The organism is Streptomyces sp. NPDC032472 (assembly GCF_040636955.1).
Taxonomy (GTDB): domain Bacteria; phylum Actinomycetota; class Actinomycetes; order Streptomycetales; family Streptomycetaceae; genus Streptomyces.
In genome coordinates, this window is the sequence record NZ_JBEZVK010000020.1 from 18,606 (window position 1) to 35,753 (window position 17,148).

18 protein-coding genes are annotated in these 17,148 nt (G+C 71.4%); 8 read left to right on the plus strand and 10 right to left on the minus strand.

Going from position 1 to position 17,148, the window contains the following annotated elements; all coding sequences use genetic code 11:
• Positions 1 to 59 precede the first annotated feature (59 nt).
• A complete protein-coding gene (locus tag AB0F11_RS15870) occupies positions 60 to 872 on the minus strand; it encodes a hypothetical protein (RefSeq protein ID WP_362173358.1) in 813 nt (270 codons plus the stop codon).
• Positions 873 to 1,040: 168 nt separating this feature from the next.
• Between AB0F11_RS15870 and AB0F11_RS15875 the strand changes: the two genes are divergently transcribed.
• The 7 genes from AB0F11_RS15875 (at position 1,041) to AB0F11_RS15905 (ending at position 7,882) form a co-directional block, all read left to right on the plus strand.
• The gene (locus AB0F11_RS15875) at positions 1,041 to 1,655 is read left to right on the plus strand and encodes a phosphatase PAP2 family protein (RefSeq protein WP_362173073.1); all 615 of its coding nucleotides are present in this window, start codon (positions 1,041 to 1,043) and stop codon (positions 1,653 to 1,655) included.
• 22 nt (positions 1,656 to 1,677) lie between these two features.
• Positions 1,678 to 2,640 (plus strand): A/G-specific adenine glycosylase, encoded by a 963-nt coding sequence (locus tag AB0F11_RS15880; protein ID WP_362173076.1) that lies wholly within the window; start codon positions 1,678 to 1,680, stop codon positions 2,638 to 2,640.
• 165 nt (positions 2,641 to 2,805) lie between these two features.
• Positions 2,806 to 3,366, plus strand: a complete 561-nt coding sequence (locus AB0F11_RS15885) for a SigE family RNA polymerase sigma factor (RefSeq protein ID WP_362173079.1) — start codon at positions 2,806 to 2,808, stop codon at positions 3,364 to 3,366.
• A 38-nt stretch (positions 3,367 to 3,404) separates the two neighbouring features.
• On the plus strand, positions 3,405 to 4,025 hold the full coding sequence (locus tag AB0F11_RS15890) for a hypothetical protein (protein WP_362173082.1): 621 nt from the start codon (positions 3,405 to 3,407) through the stop codon (positions 4,023 to 4,025).
• 9 nt (positions 4,026 to 4,034) lie between these two features.
• The gene (gene cseB, locus AB0F11_RS15895) at positions 4,035 to 4,727 is read left to right on the plus strand and encodes a two-component system response regulator CseB (RefSeq protein WP_362173084.1); all 693 of its coding nucleotides are present in this window, start codon (positions 4,035 to 4,037) and stop codon (positions 4,725 to 4,727) included.
• Complete coding sequence (gene cseC, locus AB0F11_RS15900) at positions 4,724 to 6,031, plus strand: two-component system sensor histidine kinase CseC (protein WP_362173087.1); 1,308 nt, start codon at positions 4,724 to 4,726, stop codon at positions 6,029 to 6,031. The genes cseB and cseC overlap by 4 nt, the downstream gene beginning before the upstream one ends.
• A 399-nt stretch (positions 6,032 to 6,430) precedes the next feature.
• A complete protein-coding gene (locus AB0F11_RS15905; protein ID WP_362173090.1) occupies positions 6,431 to 7,882 on the plus strand; it encodes a LamG-like jellyroll fold domain-containing protein in 1,452 nt (483 codons plus the stop codon).
• Between the two features lie 77 nt (positions 7,883 to 7,959).
• Here the strand turns inward: AB0F11_RS15905 and AB0F11_RS15910 are convergent, their stop codons facing one another.
• Both AB0F11_RS15910 and AB0F11_RS15915 read right to left on the minus strand, forming a co-directional pair.
• Positions 7,960 to 8,607 (minus strand): M23 family metallopeptidase, encoded by a 648-nt coding sequence (locus AB0F11_RS15910; protein ID WP_362173093.1) that lies wholly within the window; start codon positions 8,605 to 8,607, stop codon positions 7,960 to 7,962.
• Positions 8,608 to 9,169: 562 nt separating this feature from the next.
• Positions 9,170 to 11,695, minus strand: coding sequence for an ATP-dependent Clp protease ATP-binding subunit (locus AB0F11_RS15915; protein ID WP_362173095.1), 2,526 nt, complete (start codon positions 11,693 to 11,695; stop codon positions 9,170 to 9,172).
• A 451-nt stretch (positions 11,696 to 12,146) separates the two neighbouring features.
• Here AB0F11_RS15915 and AB0F11_RS15920 point away from each other — a divergent pair, with 451 nt between their 5' ends.
• Positions 12,147 to 12,800, plus strand: a complete 654-nt coding sequence (locus tag AB0F11_RS15920; RefSeq protein WP_362173097.1) for an SCO3374 family protein — start codon at positions 12,147 to 12,149, stop codon at positions 12,798 to 12,800.
• Here AB0F11_RS15920 and AB0F11_RS15925 read toward each other — a convergent pair.
• From AB0F11_RS15925 to AB0F11_RS15955, 7 genes are all read right to left on the minus strand, one after another.
• Positions 12,779 to 13,117, minus strand: a complete 339-nt coding sequence (locus AB0F11_RS15925; RefSeq protein ID WP_360639990.1) for an Lsr2 family protein — start codon at positions 13,115 to 13,117, stop codon at positions 12,779 to 12,781. The genes AB0F11_RS15920 and AB0F11_RS15925 overlap by 22 nt on opposite strands.
• A 164-nt stretch (positions 13,118 to 13,281) precedes the next feature.
• On the minus strand, positions 13,282 to 13,812 hold the full coding sequence (locus AB0F11_RS15930; protein WP_362173100.1) for an amino-acid N-acetyltransferase: 531 nt from the start codon (positions 13,810 to 13,812) through the stop codon (positions 13,282 to 13,284).
• A gap of 9 nt (positions 13,813 to 13,821) precedes the next feature.
• Positions 13,822 to 14,358, minus strand: coding sequence for a BlaI/MecI/CopY family transcriptional regulator (locus AB0F11_RS15935; RefSeq protein WP_362173103.1), 537 nt, complete (start codon positions 14,356 to 14,358; stop codon positions 13,822 to 13,824).
• A gap of 112 nt (positions 14,359 to 14,470) precedes the next feature.
• Complete coding sequence (locus tag AB0F11_RS15940) at positions 14,471 to 14,644, minus strand: hypothetical protein (protein ID WP_362173106.1); 174 nt, start codon at positions 14,642 to 14,644, stop codon at positions 14,471 to 14,473.
• Between the two features lie 13 nt (positions 14,645 to 14,657).
• The gene (locus AB0F11_RS15945) at positions 14,658 to 15,422 is read right to left on the minus strand and encodes a hypothetical protein (protein ID WP_362173108.1); all 765 of its coding nucleotides are present in this window, start codon (positions 15,420 to 15,422) and stop codon (positions 14,658 to 14,660) included.
• 300 nt (positions 15,423 to 15,722) lie between these two features.
• Positions 15,723 to 15,908 carry a DUF397 domain-containing protein gene (locus tag AB0F11_RS15950; protein WP_362173111.1) on the minus strand — a complete coding sequence of 62 codons (186 nt, stop codon included), beginning with the start codon at positions 15,906 to 15,908 and terminating at the stop codon, positions 15,723 to 15,725.
• 108 nt (positions 15,909 to 16,016) lie between these two features.
• Positions 16,017 to 17,132 (minus strand): beta-eliminating lyase-related protein, encoded by a 1,116-nt coding sequence (locus AB0F11_RS15955; RefSeq protein WP_362173114.1) that lies wholly within the window; start codon positions 17,130 to 17,132, stop codon positions 16,017 to 16,019.
• Positions 17,133 to 17,148: the final 16 nt, after the last annotated feature.

A 17,148-nucleotide genomic window follows, 5' to 3' on the forward strand; every position in this document is an offset into this window, starting at 1 on the left:
ACCCCGAAGACAAGACGAGGGCCCGGGCGCACCAGCGCACCCGGGCCCTCGCCGTGTCCCTAGTCGTGCTTCAGCACGAAGGAGGTCCGCGCCACCGGCATGCCGGGGGACTTGACCTCCACCACGTAGGTGTCGGGGGTGGCGGTGCCCGCGGGTGGCGTCTGGCACTGGTCGGGTGCGCTGAACTTGCGGTCCCACTCCAGGGATTGCTTCGTCTCGCCCTGCGCGGGGACGCGGAAGAAGGCGCTGCCGGCGCCCGCGGGGCAGTCCCCCGAGGACCACACCGCCTTGTTGCCGGTGGCCTGGAGGATGGTCAGCACGGCCTGCTTCGGCCCGAGGTCGACCTTGCAGGTGGTGCCGGAGACGTTGCGGGCGATGAGTTCCAGCCGGGGCTTCTCGTTGGCCTCGTACTCGTTCTTGACGCTCCTGACCTCCCACTGCAGCCCGCTCGTGGAGCAGGTGGGCAGCGGGGAGTCCGCCGGGATCGGGACCGCGCCGCCGGCCGAGCCCGCGCCGCCGGCCCCGCTGCCGCCCGAGGCGCTGCCGCCCCCGGCGCCCGCCGCGGAACCGGAGCCCGCACTACCGCCCGAACCGGAACCGGCGCCCGGATCACCGTTCTTGCCGGCCGCTCCGCCCGAGTCGCCGCGCCCGCCGGGCGCCTGACTGATCGCCGGGCCGCTGCCGGAGGGTCCGGGGGTGATCGAGGCAGCGGGGTCGGGTCCCTTCTGGCCCTTTCCGTTCGTACTCGACGTGCCACCACCGGAACTGACGGCCCATACGACGAGCAGCGCGATGAGCGCGACGACGGAGGCCAGCACGGCCCTCCGTCGCCAGTAGATGGAGGAGGGGAGCGGCCCGACCGGATTGCGCATAGATCCCACGGACGGAACTCTACGAGAACCGGCGGCCCGTTCCGTGCCCCACATGCCGCGCAGTCGACGGGTTTTGCCGATGATCATCTTGGTTGGCGGGGCGGACCGGCGAGATTCGGCCAGGGGTCCCGCACGAGACCGCCGCCCCGTTGAGTACGGTCGGTGACCATGGATTCTTCCGGTCTTTACCGCGACATCACCGATTCCGCCCACGAGGCGCCCGGCTGGGTTCAGTCGGCGTTCGAGGCGTGGACCGAGTACGGCCTCCTGCTGTTCGGGCTGCTGTTCATCGCCGTATGGTGGCGGGCCCGCGGCCGCCGCGGCCCGCGCCCCCTCGCCCTGGCCGTCCTCGCCCCGCTCGCCACGGCCCTCGGGTACGTGGCCTCGGAGGCGGTGAAGTCCTTTGTGGAGGAGGACCGTCCGTGCCGCGCGGTCGCCCGGGCCGCCGTCTCGCTCGTACCGTGCCCGCCACCCGGCGACTGGTCCTTCCCGAGCAACCACTCCGCGATCGCGGGCGCCGCGGCCGTCGCCCTGGCCCTCGCGGTGCGCCGGCTGGCGCTGCTGACGGTGCCGCTGGCGCTGCTGATGGCGTACTCCCGGGTCTTCGTCGGCGTGCACTACCCGCACGACGTGGGCATCGGCCTGCTGACCGGCGGCATCGTCGCCGCGCTCGCCGTCCTCGCCCTGGCGGGTCCGACCAGTACGATCACCGGCGCCATGCGGGCGAGCGACAACCCGGCGGCACGGTGGTTCACCGGGCCGGGCTCCGCGCACCGCGCCTGAAACGTGCCAGGATTCCTATGTCATGACTGCATCCCGGACATCCCACGAGACCCCCGAGACGACCGAGGCCTCCGAGCCCACCGACACGGCCGTCGTCTCCCACGCGCTGCACTCCCCGGTCATCGCCTGGTTCGAGGAGCACGCCCGCGACCTGCCCTGGCGCCGCCCCGAGGCCGGGCCCTGGGGCGTCATGGTCAGCGAGTTCATGCTCCAGCAGACGCCCGTGAGCCGGGTCCTGCCCGTGTACGAGCAGTGGCTCGCCCGCTGGCCCCGGCCCGCCGACCTGGCGGCCGAGGCGCCCGGTGAGGCCGTACGCGCCTGGGGACGGCTCGGCTACCCGCGGCGGGCGCTGCGCCTGCACGGCGCGGCCGTCGCGATAACGGAGCGGCACGGGGGCGACGTGCCGCGCGAGCACGCGCAGCTGCTGGCGCTGCCCGGGATCGGCGAGTACACGGCGGCCGCGGTGGCCTCGTTCGCGTACGGGCAGCGGCACGCGGTGCTCGACACCAACGTCCGCCGGGTCTTCGCGCGGACCACCACCGGGGTCGAGTACCCGCCCAACGCCACGACGGCCGCCGAGCGGCGCCTGGCCCGGGCCCTGCTGCCCGAGGACGACACGACCGCCGCCCGCTGGGCGGCGGCCTCGATGGAGCTCGGGGCGCTGGTGTGCACGGCCAAGAGCCCGGACTGCACGCGCTGCCCGGTGGCCTCGCTGTGCGCGTGGCGGCTGGCGGGCAAGCCCGCGCACGACGGCCCGCCGCGCCGCGGGCAGACGTACGCCGGCACCGACCGGCAGGTCCGCGGCAAACTGCTGGCCGTGCTCCGCGAGGCGGTCGGACCGGTTCCGCAGGCCGTGCTCGACACCGTCTGGGACGAACCCCTCCAGCGGGCCCGGGCCCTGGACGGCCTGGTGTCCGACGGGCTGGTGGAGCCCCTCTCCGGCGGGAACTACCGCCTGCCGCAGCACCGCCCCCAAGCTGACTGATCCATTCCGCTTCCTCGTCCGAAACCGCAGCTCACAGGCGCTGTTACACAACCTATGGGTGTCCGTGCGCCCATCGCAGGCTGGCCCGCACAGGCTCGTGACAACGCCTCCGTACCGTCGTCTCCCGTCGGGCAGGAGCAGTGCACGGAACGGAGGCGGTCAGAGATGGCGCACGGCGAGGTACTCGGATTCGAAGAGTACGTACGCAGCCGGCAGGACGCGCTGCTGCGCAGCGCCCGGCGCCTGGTCCCGGACCCCACCGACGCCCAGGACCTCCTCCAGACCGCCCTGGTGCGCACCTACGGCCGCTGGGACGGCATCGCCGACAAGGCCCTCGCCGACGCCTACCTGCGCCGCGTCATGATCAACACCCGTACGGAGTGGTGGCGCGCCCGCAAGCTCGAAGAGGTCCCCACCGAGCAGCTCCCGGACGCCTCCGTCGAGGACGGCACCGAGCAGCGCGCCGACCGCGCCCTGCTGATGGACATCCTCAAGGTGCTCGCGCCGAAGCAGCGCAGCGTGGTGGTCCTGCGGCACTGGGAGCAGATGAGCACGGAGGAGACCGCTGCCGCTCTCGGCATGTCTACGGGTACCGTGAAGAGCACCCTGCACCGTGCGCTGGCCCGTCTCCGGCAGGAACTGGAGAGCCGGGACCTGGACCTGCGCGCGCTGGAGCGCGGTGAACACACCACCAGGTACGAGGGGCGTGAGCGGTGCGCGGCCTGAATGGCCAAACCTTGAGCGGCAGAGGTCCGCTGGTATTGATGTCGGCGGGGACGGTCGTCCTCGTCGGCACTGTGCTGTTCGCGGCCGGTTGCTCGACCACCGGCACGGGCCTGCGCGACGGCGGCCCGGCCCGCACGGAGGCGGTGGCGAAAACGGGCGGGGCGAGCACCCCGCCCCCCTCCCCCACCCAGAGCCGCCCGTACAAGAAGGTCGACCCGATCGCCCTCCTCATGGCGGACCCGAAGGTCGGAGCCGAGGTCAAACGGGACCTCAAGCCCTGCACGGGCAAGGAGTACCCGGTGGACGTCAGCTACGGAAAGCTGACGGACAACACCGTCACGGACATCGTCGTCAACGTCCTGTCCTGCGCCGACGCGCTGGGACGCGGCTCGTACGTGTACCGATCCATCAACAACAGGTACGAGAATGTCTTCTCGGACGAGCAGCCGCCCGTCTACGCGGAGATCGACCGGGGCGACCTGGTGCTCACCAAGCCGGTCTACGGCAAGAGCGACGCGCTCGCCTACCCGTCCGGCGAGGACGTGATCACCTACCACTGGAACGGCGAGAAGTTCGCCGAACAGGACCGCGTGCACACCGACTACAGCAACATCGACGGCGGGGCCCAGCCCGCACCGGCGATCAGCCAGAGGAACTGAGGCCTGCGCATGACCCATGTCCTGTTCGTGGAGGACGACGACGTCATCCGCGAGGCCACGACCCTGGCGCTGGAGCGCGACGGGTTCGAGGTCACCGCCATGCCCGACGGCCTCTCCGGCCTGGAGTCCTTCCGGGCCGACCGGCCCGACATCGCCCTGCTCGACGTGATGGTCCCCGGCATGGACGGCGTGAGCCTGTGCCGCCGCATCCGCGACGAGTCGACCGTCCCGGTCATCATGCTCTCGGCCCGCGCCGACTCCATCGACGTGGTCCTCGGCCTGGAGGCCGGCGCGGACGACTACGTCACCAAGCCCTTCGACGGCTCCGTCCTGGTGGCCCGCATCCGCGCGGTCCTGCGCCGCTTCGGCCACGCGGGCAACAACACCGAACCAGCCGACGACGACACCACGGAACGAGGCACCCTCACCTTCGGCGACCTGGAAGTCGACACAGAAGGCATGGAGGTCCGCAAGTCCGGCGCCCCGGTGGCCCTCACCCCCACGGAAATGCGCCTGCTCCTCGAATTCTCCTCGGCCCCCAACACGGTGCTCTCCCGCGACCGCCTCCTGGAACGCGTCTGGGACTACGACTGGGGCGGCGACACCCGCGTCGTCGACGTCCACGTACAGCGCCTGCGCACCAAGATCGGACAGGACCGCATCGAAACGGTCCGGGGCTTCGGATACAAGCTCAAGGGATGAGACGCTTCACCTTCCGCACGGGCATCCGCTGGAAGATCGCCACGGCCATCGCCTCCGTCGCCGCGCTCGTCGTCGTCGCGCTGAGCCTGGTCGTGCACAGCGGTGCCCGCACGTCGATGCTGGACAGCGCCCGCGAGGTGCAGCTCGACCGGGTGCAGTTCATCTCCCGCAACGTCGAGGCCGGCCGCAGGCCGCCCATGGGCGCCAAGCTGAACGACCCCGACCTCCCCACCGACCTCCGCGAAAAAGCGAAGTCGGGCCGCCGCGGCACGTACATCCAGGAGTCCCCCAAGGGCCTCCCCGAGGTCTGGGCCGCCGTCCCCCTGGGCAACGGCCAGGTCCTCTCCCTCCACACCACGTTCAAGGACAGCGCCAAACTGATGCGCGACCTGGACCGCGCCCTCATGGTGGGCTCGCTCTCGGCCGTCGTCACGGGCGCAGCCTTCGGCGTCCTGATCGGCGGCCAGATCTCCCGCCGCCTCCGCAAAGCCGCGGCCGCCGCCCAGCGCGTCGCACACGGCGACCCGGACGTCCGCGTCCGCGACGCCGTCGGCGGCGTCGTCCGCGACGAAACGGACGACCTCGCCCGCGCCGTGGACGCCATGGCCGACGCCCTCCAGCAACGCCTGGAGGCCGAACGCCGCGTCACCGCCGACATCGCCCACGAACTGCGCACCCCCGTCACGGGCCTCCTGACCGCCGCGGAACTCCTCCCTCCCGGCCGCCCCACCGAACTGGTCCGCGACCGCGCCCAGGCCATGCGTGTCCTGGTCGAGGACGTCCTCGAAGTGGCCCGCCTGGACGGCGCATCGGAACGAGCCGAACTCCAGGACGTGGCCCTGGGCGAATTCGTCAGCCGCCGCGTGGCAGCCCTCATGCCCGAAGCCTCCGTCCGCGTCGTCGCCGACGAAATCGTCAGCACCGACCCCCGCCGCCTCGAACGCATCCTCGGCAACCTCCTGGCCAACGCCGCCCGCTACGGCCACCCCCCAGTCCAGGTCGACATCGAGGGCCGCGTCGTCCGCGTCCGCGACCACGGCCCCGGCTTCCCCGAAGCCCTCCTCCGCGAGGGCCCGAGCCGCTTCCGTACGGGCTCCACCGACCGCGCCGGAGTCGGCCACGGCCTCGGCCTCACCATCGCCGAAGGCCAAGCCCGCGTCCTGGGCGCCCGCCTGACGTTCCGCAACGTGGCAGCCCCACCCGGCCCGGACCGCGAACCCGCCTCGGCAGGCGCCGTGGCCGTCCTCTGGCTCCCGGAACACGCCCCGACGACAACGGGCAGCTTCCCGATCATCCAAATCTGATTCGACCCGAGTCCGCCAACCCAAGACACCCACGCAGCGATCGAAGGCGCCCCGACCCAACCCGAGGCCGCCAACCCAGGACGCCCACGTAGCGATCTGAGGCGCCCTGAACCAAGCCCGGCATCTCGGACAAGGCCAAGAGGGCACACGACCCCCAGGCCATCCTTCGGGGGCTTCCCGGCAGTCTGTTGGCATTTCGGGTCGTGCCGGCCCGTCAAGGGTGGCCGAAGGCCATCGCGAAGCGACGCGACGCAGGAGCGCCCTTGACGGGCCGGTGCGAACCGAAAGGACAATGGGCTGCCGGGAAACCCCCGTAGACCTCCCGATCCCGCCCGGCGAGGATCACGGATCGGCACCGGCCCGTACAGCCGTGCGGTCCGGTGTTTTAGCATCCGTGACATGACCGACGGTAAGAATCCCCCGACCAGCCCGCAGCCCGAGCCCGCCCCGGGGAACGGTGGCTACGGGTTCCCGCCGGTCCCGCCGGCACCCGGCGGCTACGGCTACCCCGGCACCCCGGCCCCGGGCGGCGCCTTCGGCCCTGCCCCGACCCCGACCCCGACCCCGCCCGCACCCGGCACCCCGGCTCCCGGCGCACCCGCCCCCGGCGCACCCGGCGCACCGCCCGCCCCCGCCCAGCCCGGCTACGGCTACCCGCAGCCGGGCCAGCCGAACCCGTACCAGCAGGGCACCCCCGCCGCCCCGGCCGCCCCGACCCCGGCCCCGACCCCCGCCCCGGCCGCCCCGACGCCGGGCGCCCCGACCCCCGGCCCCGCCGCACCCCCGGCCACCGGCGCCCCCGGCACCCCGCCCGCGCCCCCCGCCCCCTTCCAGCAGAACCCGAACGTCCCCCCGGCCCAGTGGCCCCCGGCCGGCCTCCCGGTCCAGGACGGCCTGCCCGGAAACCAGCCCCCCGGCGCCTTCCTCCCCCCGCCCACATCCGACCAGCCCGACTGGGAGGCCATGGCCGACCGCTCGGCGGCCGAGCGGCGCAAGAAGAAGCTTTGGATGATCGCCGGCGGCGTGACGGTCCTGGCGCTGCTCGCCGGAGGCGGAACGTTCTTCCTCCTCGGAGACGAGGACAACACCAAAACCGAGGCGAACAAGCCCACCACCCCGTCCTCCTCCCCCGCCTCGCCCTCCCCCAGCGGCTCCAAGAGCAAGGCCCCGGTCGACAACACCCCGACCGTCAAGGACGACCCCACCCAGATCCGCGACCGCGCCGGCAAGGCGCCGCTGAAGATGGGCGCCGACGCGGGGGTCTTCCCGATCGACAAGCGCTTCGAGATCCGCACCAAGGGCAGCGAGAACTCGTACGCCGAGTCCGAGAAGCGCGTGGTCGACACGTCCAAGAGCTTCACCGTCTCGGCCCGCGTCTGGAACCGCTCCCCCAAGGGCCGGCAGATCGCCGTCAGCCAGGGCAGCGAGAAGTCGTTCTCGTTCGAACTGGGCCTGGACCAGGTGAACGGAAAGCCGGCCTGGATCTTCCGCGTCCAGACCGGCGACCAAGGCGCCGATGCGACGACGCAGGTCGTCAGCAGCGAGAGCCCCAAGATGGAGAAGACGTTCGCGGAGCTGACGGCGACGTACGACGCCGAGCGCAAGCTCATCGCGCTGTACGTGAACGGCAAGAAGGCCGGCGAGACCGCGGTCTCGGGCGTCTACCAGGCGCAGGGTCCGCTCCAGCTGGCCCGCTCCCGCCACGAGGACAAGTGGACCGCCGCGTGGAGCGGTGCCATGGACACCATCCACACCTACGACGTGGCCCTCTCCCCGGCCCAGATCGACGCCCTCAAGGCGGGCAAGGTCGACCCGTCGACGAAGCCGACGGGAGCATGGCTGCTCTTCTGAACCGACAGGGGCGTGGCTGAACAGCCACGCCCCTGCAGAGCAAACCGAACCGCACCACCCCAGACGGGGCGGACAACTCAGACGGTGACCCCAGCCGCCCGAAGGAAGGTCACCGGGTTCACGGCCGACCCGTAGTTCGGGGTGGTCCTGATCTCGAAGTGCAGGTGGGGGCCGGTCGAGTTGCCGGTGTTGCCGGACAGCCCGATCAGGGCGCCCTTGGCGACCTTCTGGCCGATCGAGACCTTGATCTTCGACAGGTGCGCGTACTGGGAGTACGTGCTGTCCGCGTGCTTGATCACGATGGCGTTGCCGTACGCCGGACCGTCACCCGCACCATTGGGGCCGGCCTTGACGACGACGCCGTCGTGCACGGCCTTGACCGGGGTGCCCACGGGGCAGGCGAAGTCCTGGCCCGAGTGCTTGTGGGACCACAGGGTGCCGCCCTTGCCGAACGTCGCCGACAGCGTGTACACGGCGACCGGCTTCTGCCACGCCACAGCGGCGGCCTTGGCGGCGGCCTGCTCGGCAGCAGCCTGCGCGGCGGACGCCTGGGCGGCGGCCTGCGCGGCGACCAGCTCGGCGGTGCCGGTCAGGACGGTCTGGGGGGCCTCGTCGGCGAAGGCGGCGGTCGTCCCGGCCCCGAGAGCCAGGGCCGCGCCGAGGGCAGTGGCGCCGATGGCGATACGGGTGCGGCGGGTGCGGACGGTGACGCGCTTCGCGGACATGAACGGACCTCCGAGGCCGGGAACAGGGGCGCTGAGGGCCTCGTGCGCCGGTCTCGGGCAGGAAGCCACCCGGCACGCTGGAGAGCGAATGCCGGGCTTGCCCAACCTTGGTAACCCGTGCCCCCGCCTATCCCCAAACCTCCCGTTTACTACCGCCCCTCGTAGCCCACGCCGGTGTGACGCACCCCGTTGCCCCCCTCCCGCCCAGGCCGGTACCAGGCACAACGGCCACCGCCCACCCCCACCCCTCCAACCCCCAAAATCGGACAAAAAGAACATCCCGCCTACGAAATCCCATAGGAGGTCCGTTTTGCCCTGTGCGGCTTGTCACCCGGGGCAGCCGGAGCAACCCACGCAAAAGGGCGACCCACGCAAGGAGCAACCCGACCCAAAGGGGGCGGCCCACGCAAGGGGCAACCCAACCCAAAGGGGCGGCCCACGCAAGGAGCAACCCAACCCAAAGGGGCGGCCCACGCAAGGAGCAACCCGCGCAAAAGGGCGGCCCCGGAACCAAACGGTTCCGGGGCCGCCCCTTGCCTATGCCGGCTAAACCGGCCAGGCCTTACGCACCCTTGCTGAGGTCCGGCCCAGAGCCCGAGGCCTCGATCGGCGGGATGTCCGGCAGGGCCGACTTCTCCTCGCCGCGGAAGGTGAACTTGGCCTCTTCGCCCTCACCCTCCTTGCCGACGACCACGATGTGACCGGGGCGCAGCTCGCCGAAGAGGATCTTCTCCGACAGGATGTCCTCGATCTCGCGCTGGATGGTCCGGCGCAGCGGGCGGGCGCCCAGGATCGGGTCGTAGCCCCGCTTGGCGAGCAGGAGCTTGGCGTCGCCGCTCAGCTCGATGCCCATGTCGCGGTCCTTCAGGCGCTCGTCGACCTTGGCGATCATCAGGTCGACGATCTGGATGATGTCCTCCTGCGACAGCTGGTGGAAGACGACCGTGTCGTCGACGCGGTTGAGGAACTCCGGCCGGAAGTGCTGCTTGAGCTCCTCGTTGACCTTGGCCTTCATCCGCTCGTAGCCGGTCTTGACGTCGCCCTGGGCGGCGAAGCCCAGGTTGAAGCCCTTCGAGATGTCCCGGGTACCCAGGTTGGTCGTCATGATGATGACCGTGTTCTTGAAGTCCACGACCCGGCCCTGGGAGTCGGTCAGGCGACCGTCCTCCAGGATCTGGAGAAGGGAATTGAAGATATCCGGGTGGGCCTTCTCGACCTCGTCGAAGAGGACGACGGAGAACGGCTTGCGGCGCACCTTCTCGGTGAGCTGGCCGCCCTCTTCGTAGCCCACGTAGCCGGGGGGCGAACCGAAGAGGCGGGAAACCGTGTGCTTCTCGCTGAACTCCGACATGTCGAGGGAGATCAGCGCGTCCTCGTCGCCGAAGAGGAATTCGGCGAGCGTCTTGGAGAGCTCGGTCTTACCGACACCGGACGGGCCGGCGAAGATGAACGAGCCACCGGGGCGCTTCGGGTCCTTCAGACCGGCCCGCGTACGGCGGATGGCCTGGGAAAGGGCCTTGATGGCGTCCTTCTGACCGATGACGCGCTTGTGCAGCTCGTCCTCCATGCGGAGCAGTCGGCTGGACTCCTCCTCGGTCAGCTTGAAGACCGGGATGCCGGTCGCGGTCGCGAGGACCTCGGCGATGAGCTCGCCGTCGACCTCGGCGACGACGTCCATGTCGCCGGCCTTCCATTCCTTCTCGCGCTTGGCCTTCGCCGCCAGCAGCTGCTTCTCCGTGTCGCGGAGGGAAGCCGCCTTCTCGAAGTCCTGGGAGTCGATGGCCGACTCCTTGTCGCGGCGCACGCCCGCGATCTTCTCGTCGAACTCGCGGAGGTCCGGCGGAGCGGTCATCCGGCGGATGCGCATCCGGGAGCCGGCCTCGTCGATCAGGTCGATCGCCTTGTCCGGCAGGAAGCGGTCCGAGATGTACCGGTCGGCCAGGGTGGCCGCCTGCACGAGGGCCTCGTCCGTGATGGAGACGCGGTGGTGGGCCTCGTAGCGGTCGCGCAGGCCCTTGAGGATCTCGATGGTGTGCGGGAGCGAGGGCTCGGCGACCTGGATGGGCTGGAAGCGGCGCTCCAGGGCCGCGTCCTTCTCCAGGTGCTTGCGGTACTCGTCCAGCGTGGTGGCACCGATGGTCTGGAGCTCGCCGCGGGCCAGCATCGGCTTCAGGATCGAGGCCGCGTCGATGGCGCCTTCCGCGGCACCCGCACCGACCAGCGTGTGGAGCTCGTCGATGAACAGGATGATGTCGCCGCGGGTGCGGATCTCCTTGAGGACCTTCTTCAGGCGCTCCTCGAAGTCACCGCGGTAGCGGGAACCGGCGACGAGCGCGCCCAGGTCGAGGGTGTAGAGGTGCTTGTCCTTGAGGGTCTCGGGCACCTCGCCCTTGACGATGGCCTGGGCCAGGCCCTCGACGACGGCGGTCTTGCCGACGCCGGGCTCGCCGATGAGGACCGGGTTGTTCTTGGTACGGCGGGACAGCACCTGCATGACCCGCTCGATCTCCTTCTCGCGCCCGATGACCGGGTCGAGCTTGGATTCGCGGGCCGCCTGGGTGAGGTTGCGGCCGAACTGGTCCAGGACGAGCGAGGTCGAGGGGGTGCCCTCGGCCGGGCCGCCTGCCGTGGCCGACTCCTTGCCTCCGCCGGAGTAGCCCGAGAGCAGCTGGATGACCTGCTGACGGACCCGGTTGAGATCGGCGCCCAGCTTCACCAGGACCTGGGCGGCGACGCCCTCGCCCTCGCGGATCAGGCCGAGCAGGATGTGCTCGGTGCCGATGTAGTTGTGGCCGAGCTGGAGGGCCTCTCGGAGCGAAAGCTCCAGGACCTTCTTCGCCCGCGGGGTGAAGGGGATGTGGCCGGACGGGGCCTGCTGGCCCTGGCCGATGATCTCCTCGACCTGCTGGCGAACAGCCTCGAGCGAAATCCCGAGGCTCTCCAGGGCCTTAGCGGCGACACCCTCACCCTCGTGGATCAAGCCCAGGAGGATGTGCTCGGTGCCGATGTAGTTGTGGTTGAGCATCCGGGCTTCTTCCTGAGCCAGGACGACAACCCGCCGCGCGCGGTCGGTGAACCTCTCGAACATCGTTATTCGCTCCTCAGAGCGGTCGGGCAGTTCGGGGTCGGTCCCCGCCCTGTCCTTCCGCATGCTAGTCCCGCGGGGCGGGACAGCTCATTCCAACTGCCGACATCCGTCCGCGGCTCACCCCCATGTCCGTGGGGAAAACCGGCTTCAACAGCCGACAACTGCTCCAACCCGATGGTGCGAGACGATGTTCCCGCAGGCCAGGCAGATACCCGTCACACGTGTACGCCGATGGCGAACGGGAGCAGCTCAAATCAGCGTGTCGCCCCGATCCACTAGGAATGTCTTACCCGTAAGCAGTGACAGTCCATGCCGTCGGCACCGCCTCCCTCCGCTACGGGCGAACACGATTCCGTCCCGAATGTGGGACTCCACCGCGGCGGACGTTTACGTTCCGCAATGAGTCGGGTGCACTGCGTAACTCGGAGGCCGGTTCCGAGTTGCTCCCGACATGGCAGCCACCGACATCGACATCGACCTCGACATCGCCACTGTCGCCGAACCCGTCACCTTCCCCTCGCCCCGCGCCCCCGTCGAGGGGTCCGGTTCCGGGGGACCGGGAGGTTCGTACGCGTCCTGGTACGAGGAGGTGCTCGGCTGGACCGTTGCGGGCGGTCCGCCGCCGCAGCTGGTCACGGGGACGCGGTTCGACGTGTTCGAGCTGCCGACCGACGCGGGCACGGCCCTGATGCGCCGACGCGTCGCCACGGGCCCGGTGGCGGTCATGGGGCGCAGGATGCGGTTCCTGGTGGCCGCGGGGAGCGCGGAGGAGCTGCCGGGGCTGCTCGACTGGCTCGAATGGGGCGGGGTCGCCCTGGACCTCACGGCCGCCGGCGAGGGCGGCCGGATCACGGCCCCGGTCCCTCCCGGCCGGGAGGACCTGCAGGGAAGTCCCCGGGGGGCCGCCGTGTGGCTGCGACCCCCCGAGCCGGGGTGCGAGGCGCTGCTGCCCGCCCTGCCCGGCCCCGGGCAGGGCGGCGGGTCCCGACGGGAGGCCGTCGGGCCCGATCTCGTACGCCTGGTCGCGGCGGCGGCCACCGAGTGCCACCGGGCGCGCCTGAGGCGGCGTACACCCCTGCGGGGTCAGCCCTTGGCGTTCTCGTAGGCCTCGCGGATCTCCGCCGGGACGCGCCCGCGGTCGTTGACGTTCATCCCCTGCGCCTTGGCCCACGCGCGGATCTCGGCGGTGTCCGGGTTGCCGGAGCTCGCAGCGGCGCGGCCCTTGGCACGGCCCGCGGCGGCACGGCCACCGGTGCGGCGGCCGCCCTTGGTGTACGGCTCGAGCAGACCACGGAGCTTTTCCGCGTTGGCGGTGGTGAGGTCGATCTCGTAGGTCTTGCCATCCAGAGCGAACGTCACGGTCTCGTCCGCCTCGCCACCGTCGAGGTCGTCGACAAGAAGGACCTGAACCTTCTGTGCCACCGGATTTCCTTTCATCGAAAAGCAGTACGCGGAAAGGAAACCGCTTTTGCCTGGAAAACACAAACCCCCCGGGAGAGGTTCAGGACCGCAACGAGGAGGGAAACGTGCGCGATTCGGACATAGGCCACAGGTGCGTGGAGCCCGGGAAAAGCCGCCGTGATCGTTCAGAGGTGCAGAAGCATCCGGCTGTTGCCCAAGGTGTTCGGCTTCACTCGTTCGAGACCGAGGAACTCGGCGACGCCCTCGTCATAGGAACGCAGGAGCTCCATGTACACATCGGTCTCGACCGGGGTCTCGCCGATCTCGACGAAGCCGTGCTTCGCGAAGAAGTCCACTTCGAAGGTCAGGCAGAAAACCCTGCGGACCCCGAGCTCGCGGGCGGTGGCCAACAACTGGCGCAGGAGCTGATGGCCGACTCCCGCGCCCTTCAACTCGCGGTCGACGGCGAGAGTGCGGACTTCGGCGAGGTCTTCCCACATCACGTGGAGAGCTCCGCAGCCCACCACCTGGCCGTCGGAGTCCCGTTCCGCGACCCAGAACTCCTGGATGTCCTCGTAAAGGGTCACGGGGGCTTTGTCGAGGAGGATCCGCTGCTGCACGTACTGGTCGAGCAGGCGGCGGAGCTCGCGAACATCACCGGTACGGGCACGGCGGATGGTCACCGTTTTTGCAGGTGCAGCGGAAATCTCGGCCATGCCCGGACGCTATCGCCCCGGTCCGGGCCCTCGCCCGGCGGAGTCCCCTTCCGGGGGAGGGCTCCCGGCCGGGGCTTCCGGAGCTGCTTCCGGGCCGGCTTCGGAGGCCGGTTCAGGGGCCGCTTCAGGGGCCGCTTCGGGAGAAGTGGCTTCCGCGGACGGTGCGGAGTCGGGTGATGACTCGTCGTCGTGCTGGACGATGCGGATGGCGTCGCGAAGGGCTTCGCGCTGTTCCGCGGACATCATGCCGAAGAAGGCCACGAGGGCGGCCGCCGGGTTGTCGCTCGTCGACCAGGCTTCGTTCATCAGTGCGGCCGAGTAGGCGGCGCGGGTGGAGACCGCCGTATATCGATAGGCCCGGCCTTCGGCTTCCCGGCGGACCCAGCCCTTCTGATGGAGATTGTCCATAACCGTCATGACCGTCGTGTAGGCGATGGACCGTTCCTGCTGGAGGTCTTCCAGGACTTCCCGAACGGTGACCGGGCGGTTCCACTGCCACACCCGCGTCATGACGGCGTCTTCGAGTTCTCCCAAGGGGCGAGGCACAAACAGCACGATAGTGCCGGTTGTGCCGAATTGCCCGGCTCATCGGTCGGCAACGCGCAACAAAAATCGGGCGTACGGCTCGAAAGCCGCACGCCCGTCGGGCATTGCCCCGTCAGGAGCGGGGCGTGCTCTGCCGGGTGGCCTCGGCGCGGGAGAGCACGGCGTCGACCGCCGCGTCCTCCTTGGCCTTGTTGGCGCCGCCCTGGCTCTTCACGATCGTCACGACGAGGCCGATGAAGAACGCGGCCATCACGACGGGGGGAACGAGCGCGGAAACGTAGTCCATGCCCACAGCGTAGCTACCCGGCCGCCAGCCCGGCCGCCGGGGGCGGGGCCGGCTTGCGGCGCGGCGGGAACACCTCGCCGGGGGTCGGGACGGGGCGGGAGGGTGCCGGCGCCGGGGCCGGGGCCGGGGCCGGCTTCGGGGTCGGGGCCTGGGGCTGCTTCGGGGAGGGGGTGCGGCCCGGGTTCGGGCCGGTGGGGCCCGGGGCCGGGCGGCGCTCGGGGCCGGCGGCCGCCGCCGCGGAGGGGATGCGGCCGACGGGGTGGCCGGCCTGGCCGGTGCGTGGCTCCTCGCGGCCGCCGGGCAGGGCCAGCAGGCGGGTGCGGGGAGGCGGGGGGCAGGCTGCCGGCCGGGCGGCGCCGGCGCCCACGCGGCCGACTGCCAGGCGGCGTCTGAGGGAGCGTTCGGCCAGGGCCTGGGCCCGTTCCAGCAGCGCCGCCGCGACCGGGTTCGCGCGCAGGGCGCGCAGCGCCGCCAGGTCGTCGGGCGCGGGCTCGTAGCCGGCGGCCAGGGCGTCCTGGAACAGCTCCAGGTAGCCGGCGAGGCTGCCGGGCAGGGCGCTGCGGTAGCGGGCGAGGTCGGCGAGGAGGAACGCTCTGAGCCGTGCCGCCTCCTGGGCCGCGTCGTCCACGGACTGGGCGAGGTGCAGGCAGTCCTGGACCTCTGCGGCCGTCAGGGGGGCCGTGGAGGACTGGAGGGCGGCGGCGAGGGTGCGCCTGAGCACGCGCAGTTCGGCGGCGCTGAACGCCATGCCGCCGCGGGATCCGTATGGCGTGGGCATGCGCCGAAGATACGCGCTAATCGGACAAAATTCCCTGACCGTGGCGTTACCGGCGCGGCGGGGGTGTGCCTGGTGGTGCGGGGTGTGGGGTGTGGGGTGCGGTTGCCGGGTGGCGCTTGCCGCTGCGCGGAGCTGCTCCCCGCCCCGCCCTTTCTCCGTATCCCGGGACTCCGCCCCGGACCCCGTTCGCCTCAAACGCCGGCGGGGCTGGGAGGGTCGCCTCGCCCGCGGGGCCGGGAGGGTGCCTCAAACGCCGGCGGGGCTGATTGGGCGGGGCCGGATTGGGCGAGCCGTCAGGCGTCAGCCGGATTTCTTTACGGCTTCCAGGAAGTCTGCCCAGGCCGTTTGGGTCGTGGCCAGGATCAGGTGGGCCGGGTCGGCGCGGTCGGCGACTCGGACCAGGTGGCCGGGGGCCGCCGCCACATAGACGCAGGCGTCGCCCTCGAGGCAGTACGAGGACTTCTTCCAGGCGGGGTGAGCGGTCATGGTGTCTCTCCTCCGAGGGACGGGTTGGTACTTCCCGTGGTGGGACGGTAACCCCGAGGCGCCTGGGAGTCGGCCACTTCGGCCGAATTCGGTGCGTCGGGGCGGGCGCTACAGGCGGGCCAAGAAGGCCGCCACGGACTTCACGACGTCCTCGGCGGTCCAGGTCAGGGCCGGCTCGGCGACCGTGACCTCGGTGACCGCCAGGCCCGGGACGGGGCCCGGCGACCAGGTGCGGAACAGGACGGTGCCGGTCTCCTCCGCGAGCCGGATCCCGGCCTCGGTCAGCCGGGCCGGCTCGTACGGCAGCCACACCTGGAACTGGTGCGTGTGCGGGACCCCCGGGTGGATCCGGGACCACGGGATCCCGGCCGCGGCGAAGCCCTCGGCCAGGGCGTCCGCCACCACCCGCGCGTGCGCCACGTACGAGGGCAGCAGCGGCAGCTCCCGCTCCAGCCCGGCCAGCGCCGACAGGGCCTGCGGGAACTGGCGGAAGACCTGGCCGCCGTAGCGGTGCCGCCAGACCCTGGCCTCCTCGACCAGGGCGGACGGTCCGGCCAGGGCGGCCCCGCTGAGGCCGCCGAGCGACTTGTAGAACGAGACGTAGACGGAGTCCGCGAGCCCGGCGATCTCCGGCAGGCTCCGGCCGAAGTGGACGGTGGACTCCCACAGCCGGGCCCCGTCGAAGTGGACCACCGCGTCGCGGTCCCGGGCCGCCGCGACGAGCTGCTCCAGCTCCTCCCACGAGGGCAGGAGGAAGCCCGCGTCGCGCAGCGGGAGCTCCAGCATCAGGGTGCCGAAGGGCTCGGCCAGCTCCGCGATCTCCTCGGGCGTCGGCTGGCGCGGCTCCCGCGTCGGGTGGACCGTGCGCAGGCCGGAGACCACGGGCAGCGCGCCGCCCTCCCACAGCTCGGGGTGGCTGCGCGGATGCAGGGCGACCAGCGGGTTCCCGGTGCGGCCGGCCCAGCAGCGCAGGGCGATCTGCTGGGCCATGGTGCCCGAGGGGAAGAAGGCGGCGTCCTGCGTGCCCAGCAGCTCGGCGACCCGCTCCTCGAGCCGGGTCACGATGCCGTCGCCGTACAGGTCGGCCGGCTCGTCGGGATCGGGTGCGGCCAGTCCCGCGAGCAGCTCGCCGACGGTGGCCTCGCGCACGCCGCGCCACAGGGTGCGCTCGGCCCTGCGGGCCGCCTCCACCAGCCGGTTCGCCCGTTCGATGTCGTCCGTCATGACCCAGATCATCGCT

What these genes read in the sequence shown, in the direction of transcription:
- AB0F11_RS15870 (WP_362173358.1), bottom strand. Translation starts at nt 872, where the DNA reads ATGCGCAATCCGGTCGGGCCGCTCCCCTCCTCCATCTACTGGCGACGG.
- AB0F11_RS15875 (WP_362173073.1), top strand. Translation starts at nt 1,041, where the DNA reads ATGGATTCTTCCGGTCTTTACCGCGACATCACCGATTCCGCCCACGAG.
- AB0F11_RS15880 (WP_362173076.1), top strand. Translation starts at nt 1,678, where the DNA reads ATGACTGCATCCCGGACATCCCACGAGACCCCCGAGACGACCGAGGCC.
- AB0F11_RS15885 (WP_362173079.1), top strand. Translation starts at nt 2,806, where the DNA reads ATGGCGCACGGCGAGGTACTCGGATTCGAAGAGTACGTACGCAGCCGG.
- AB0F11_RS15890 (WP_362173082.1), top strand. Translation starts at nt 3,405, where the DNA reads ATGTCGGCGGGGACGGTCGTCCTCGTCGGCACTGTGCTGTTCGCGGCC.
- cseB (WP_362173084.1), top strand. Translation starts at nt 4,035, where the DNA reads ATGACCCATGTCCTGTTCGTGGAGGACGACGACGTCATCCGCGAGGCC.
- cseC (WP_362173087.1), top strand. Translation starts at nt 4,724, where the DNA reads ATGAGACGCTTCACCTTCCGCACGGGCATCCGCTGGAAGATCGCCACG.
- AB0F11_RS15905 (WP_362173090.1), top strand. Translation starts at nt 6,431, where the DNA reads ATGACCGACGGTAAGAATCCCCCGACCAGCCCGCAGCCCGAGCCCGCC.
- AB0F11_RS15910 (WP_362173093.1), bottom strand. Translation starts at nt 8,607, where the DNA reads ATGTCCGCGAAGCGCGTCACCGTCCGCACCCGCCGCACCCGTATCGCC.
- AB0F11_RS15915 (WP_362173095.1), bottom strand. Translation starts at nt 11,695, where the DNA reads ATGTTCGAGAGGTTCACCGACCGCGCGCGGCGGGTTGTCGTCCTGGCT.
- AB0F11_RS15920 (WP_362173097.1), top strand. Translation starts at nt 12,147, where the DNA reads ATGGCAGCCACCGACATCGACATCGACCTCGACATCGCCACTGTCGCC.
- AB0F11_RS15930 (WP_362173100.1), bottom strand. Translation starts at nt 13,812, where the DNA reads ATGGCCGAGATTTCCGCTGCACCTGCAAAAACGGTGACCATCCGCCGT.
- AB0F11_RS15940 (WP_362173106.1), bottom strand. Translation starts at nt 14,644, where the DNA reads ATGGACTACGTTTCCGCGCTCGTTCCCCCCGTCGTGATGGCCGCGTTC.
- AB0F11_RS15945 (WP_362173108.1), bottom strand. Translation starts at nt 15,422, where the DNA reads ATGCCCACGCCATACGGATCCCGCGGCGGCATGGCGTTCAGCGCCGCC.
- AB0F11_RS15950 (WP_362173111.1), bottom strand. Translation starts at nt 15,908, where the DNA reads ATGACCGCTCACCCCGCCTGGAAGAAGTCCTCGTACTGCCTCGAGGGC.
- AB0F11_RS15955 (WP_362173114.1), bottom strand. Translation starts at nt 17,132, where the DNA reads ATGACGGACGACATCGAACGGGCGAACCGGCTGGTGGAGGCGGCCCGC.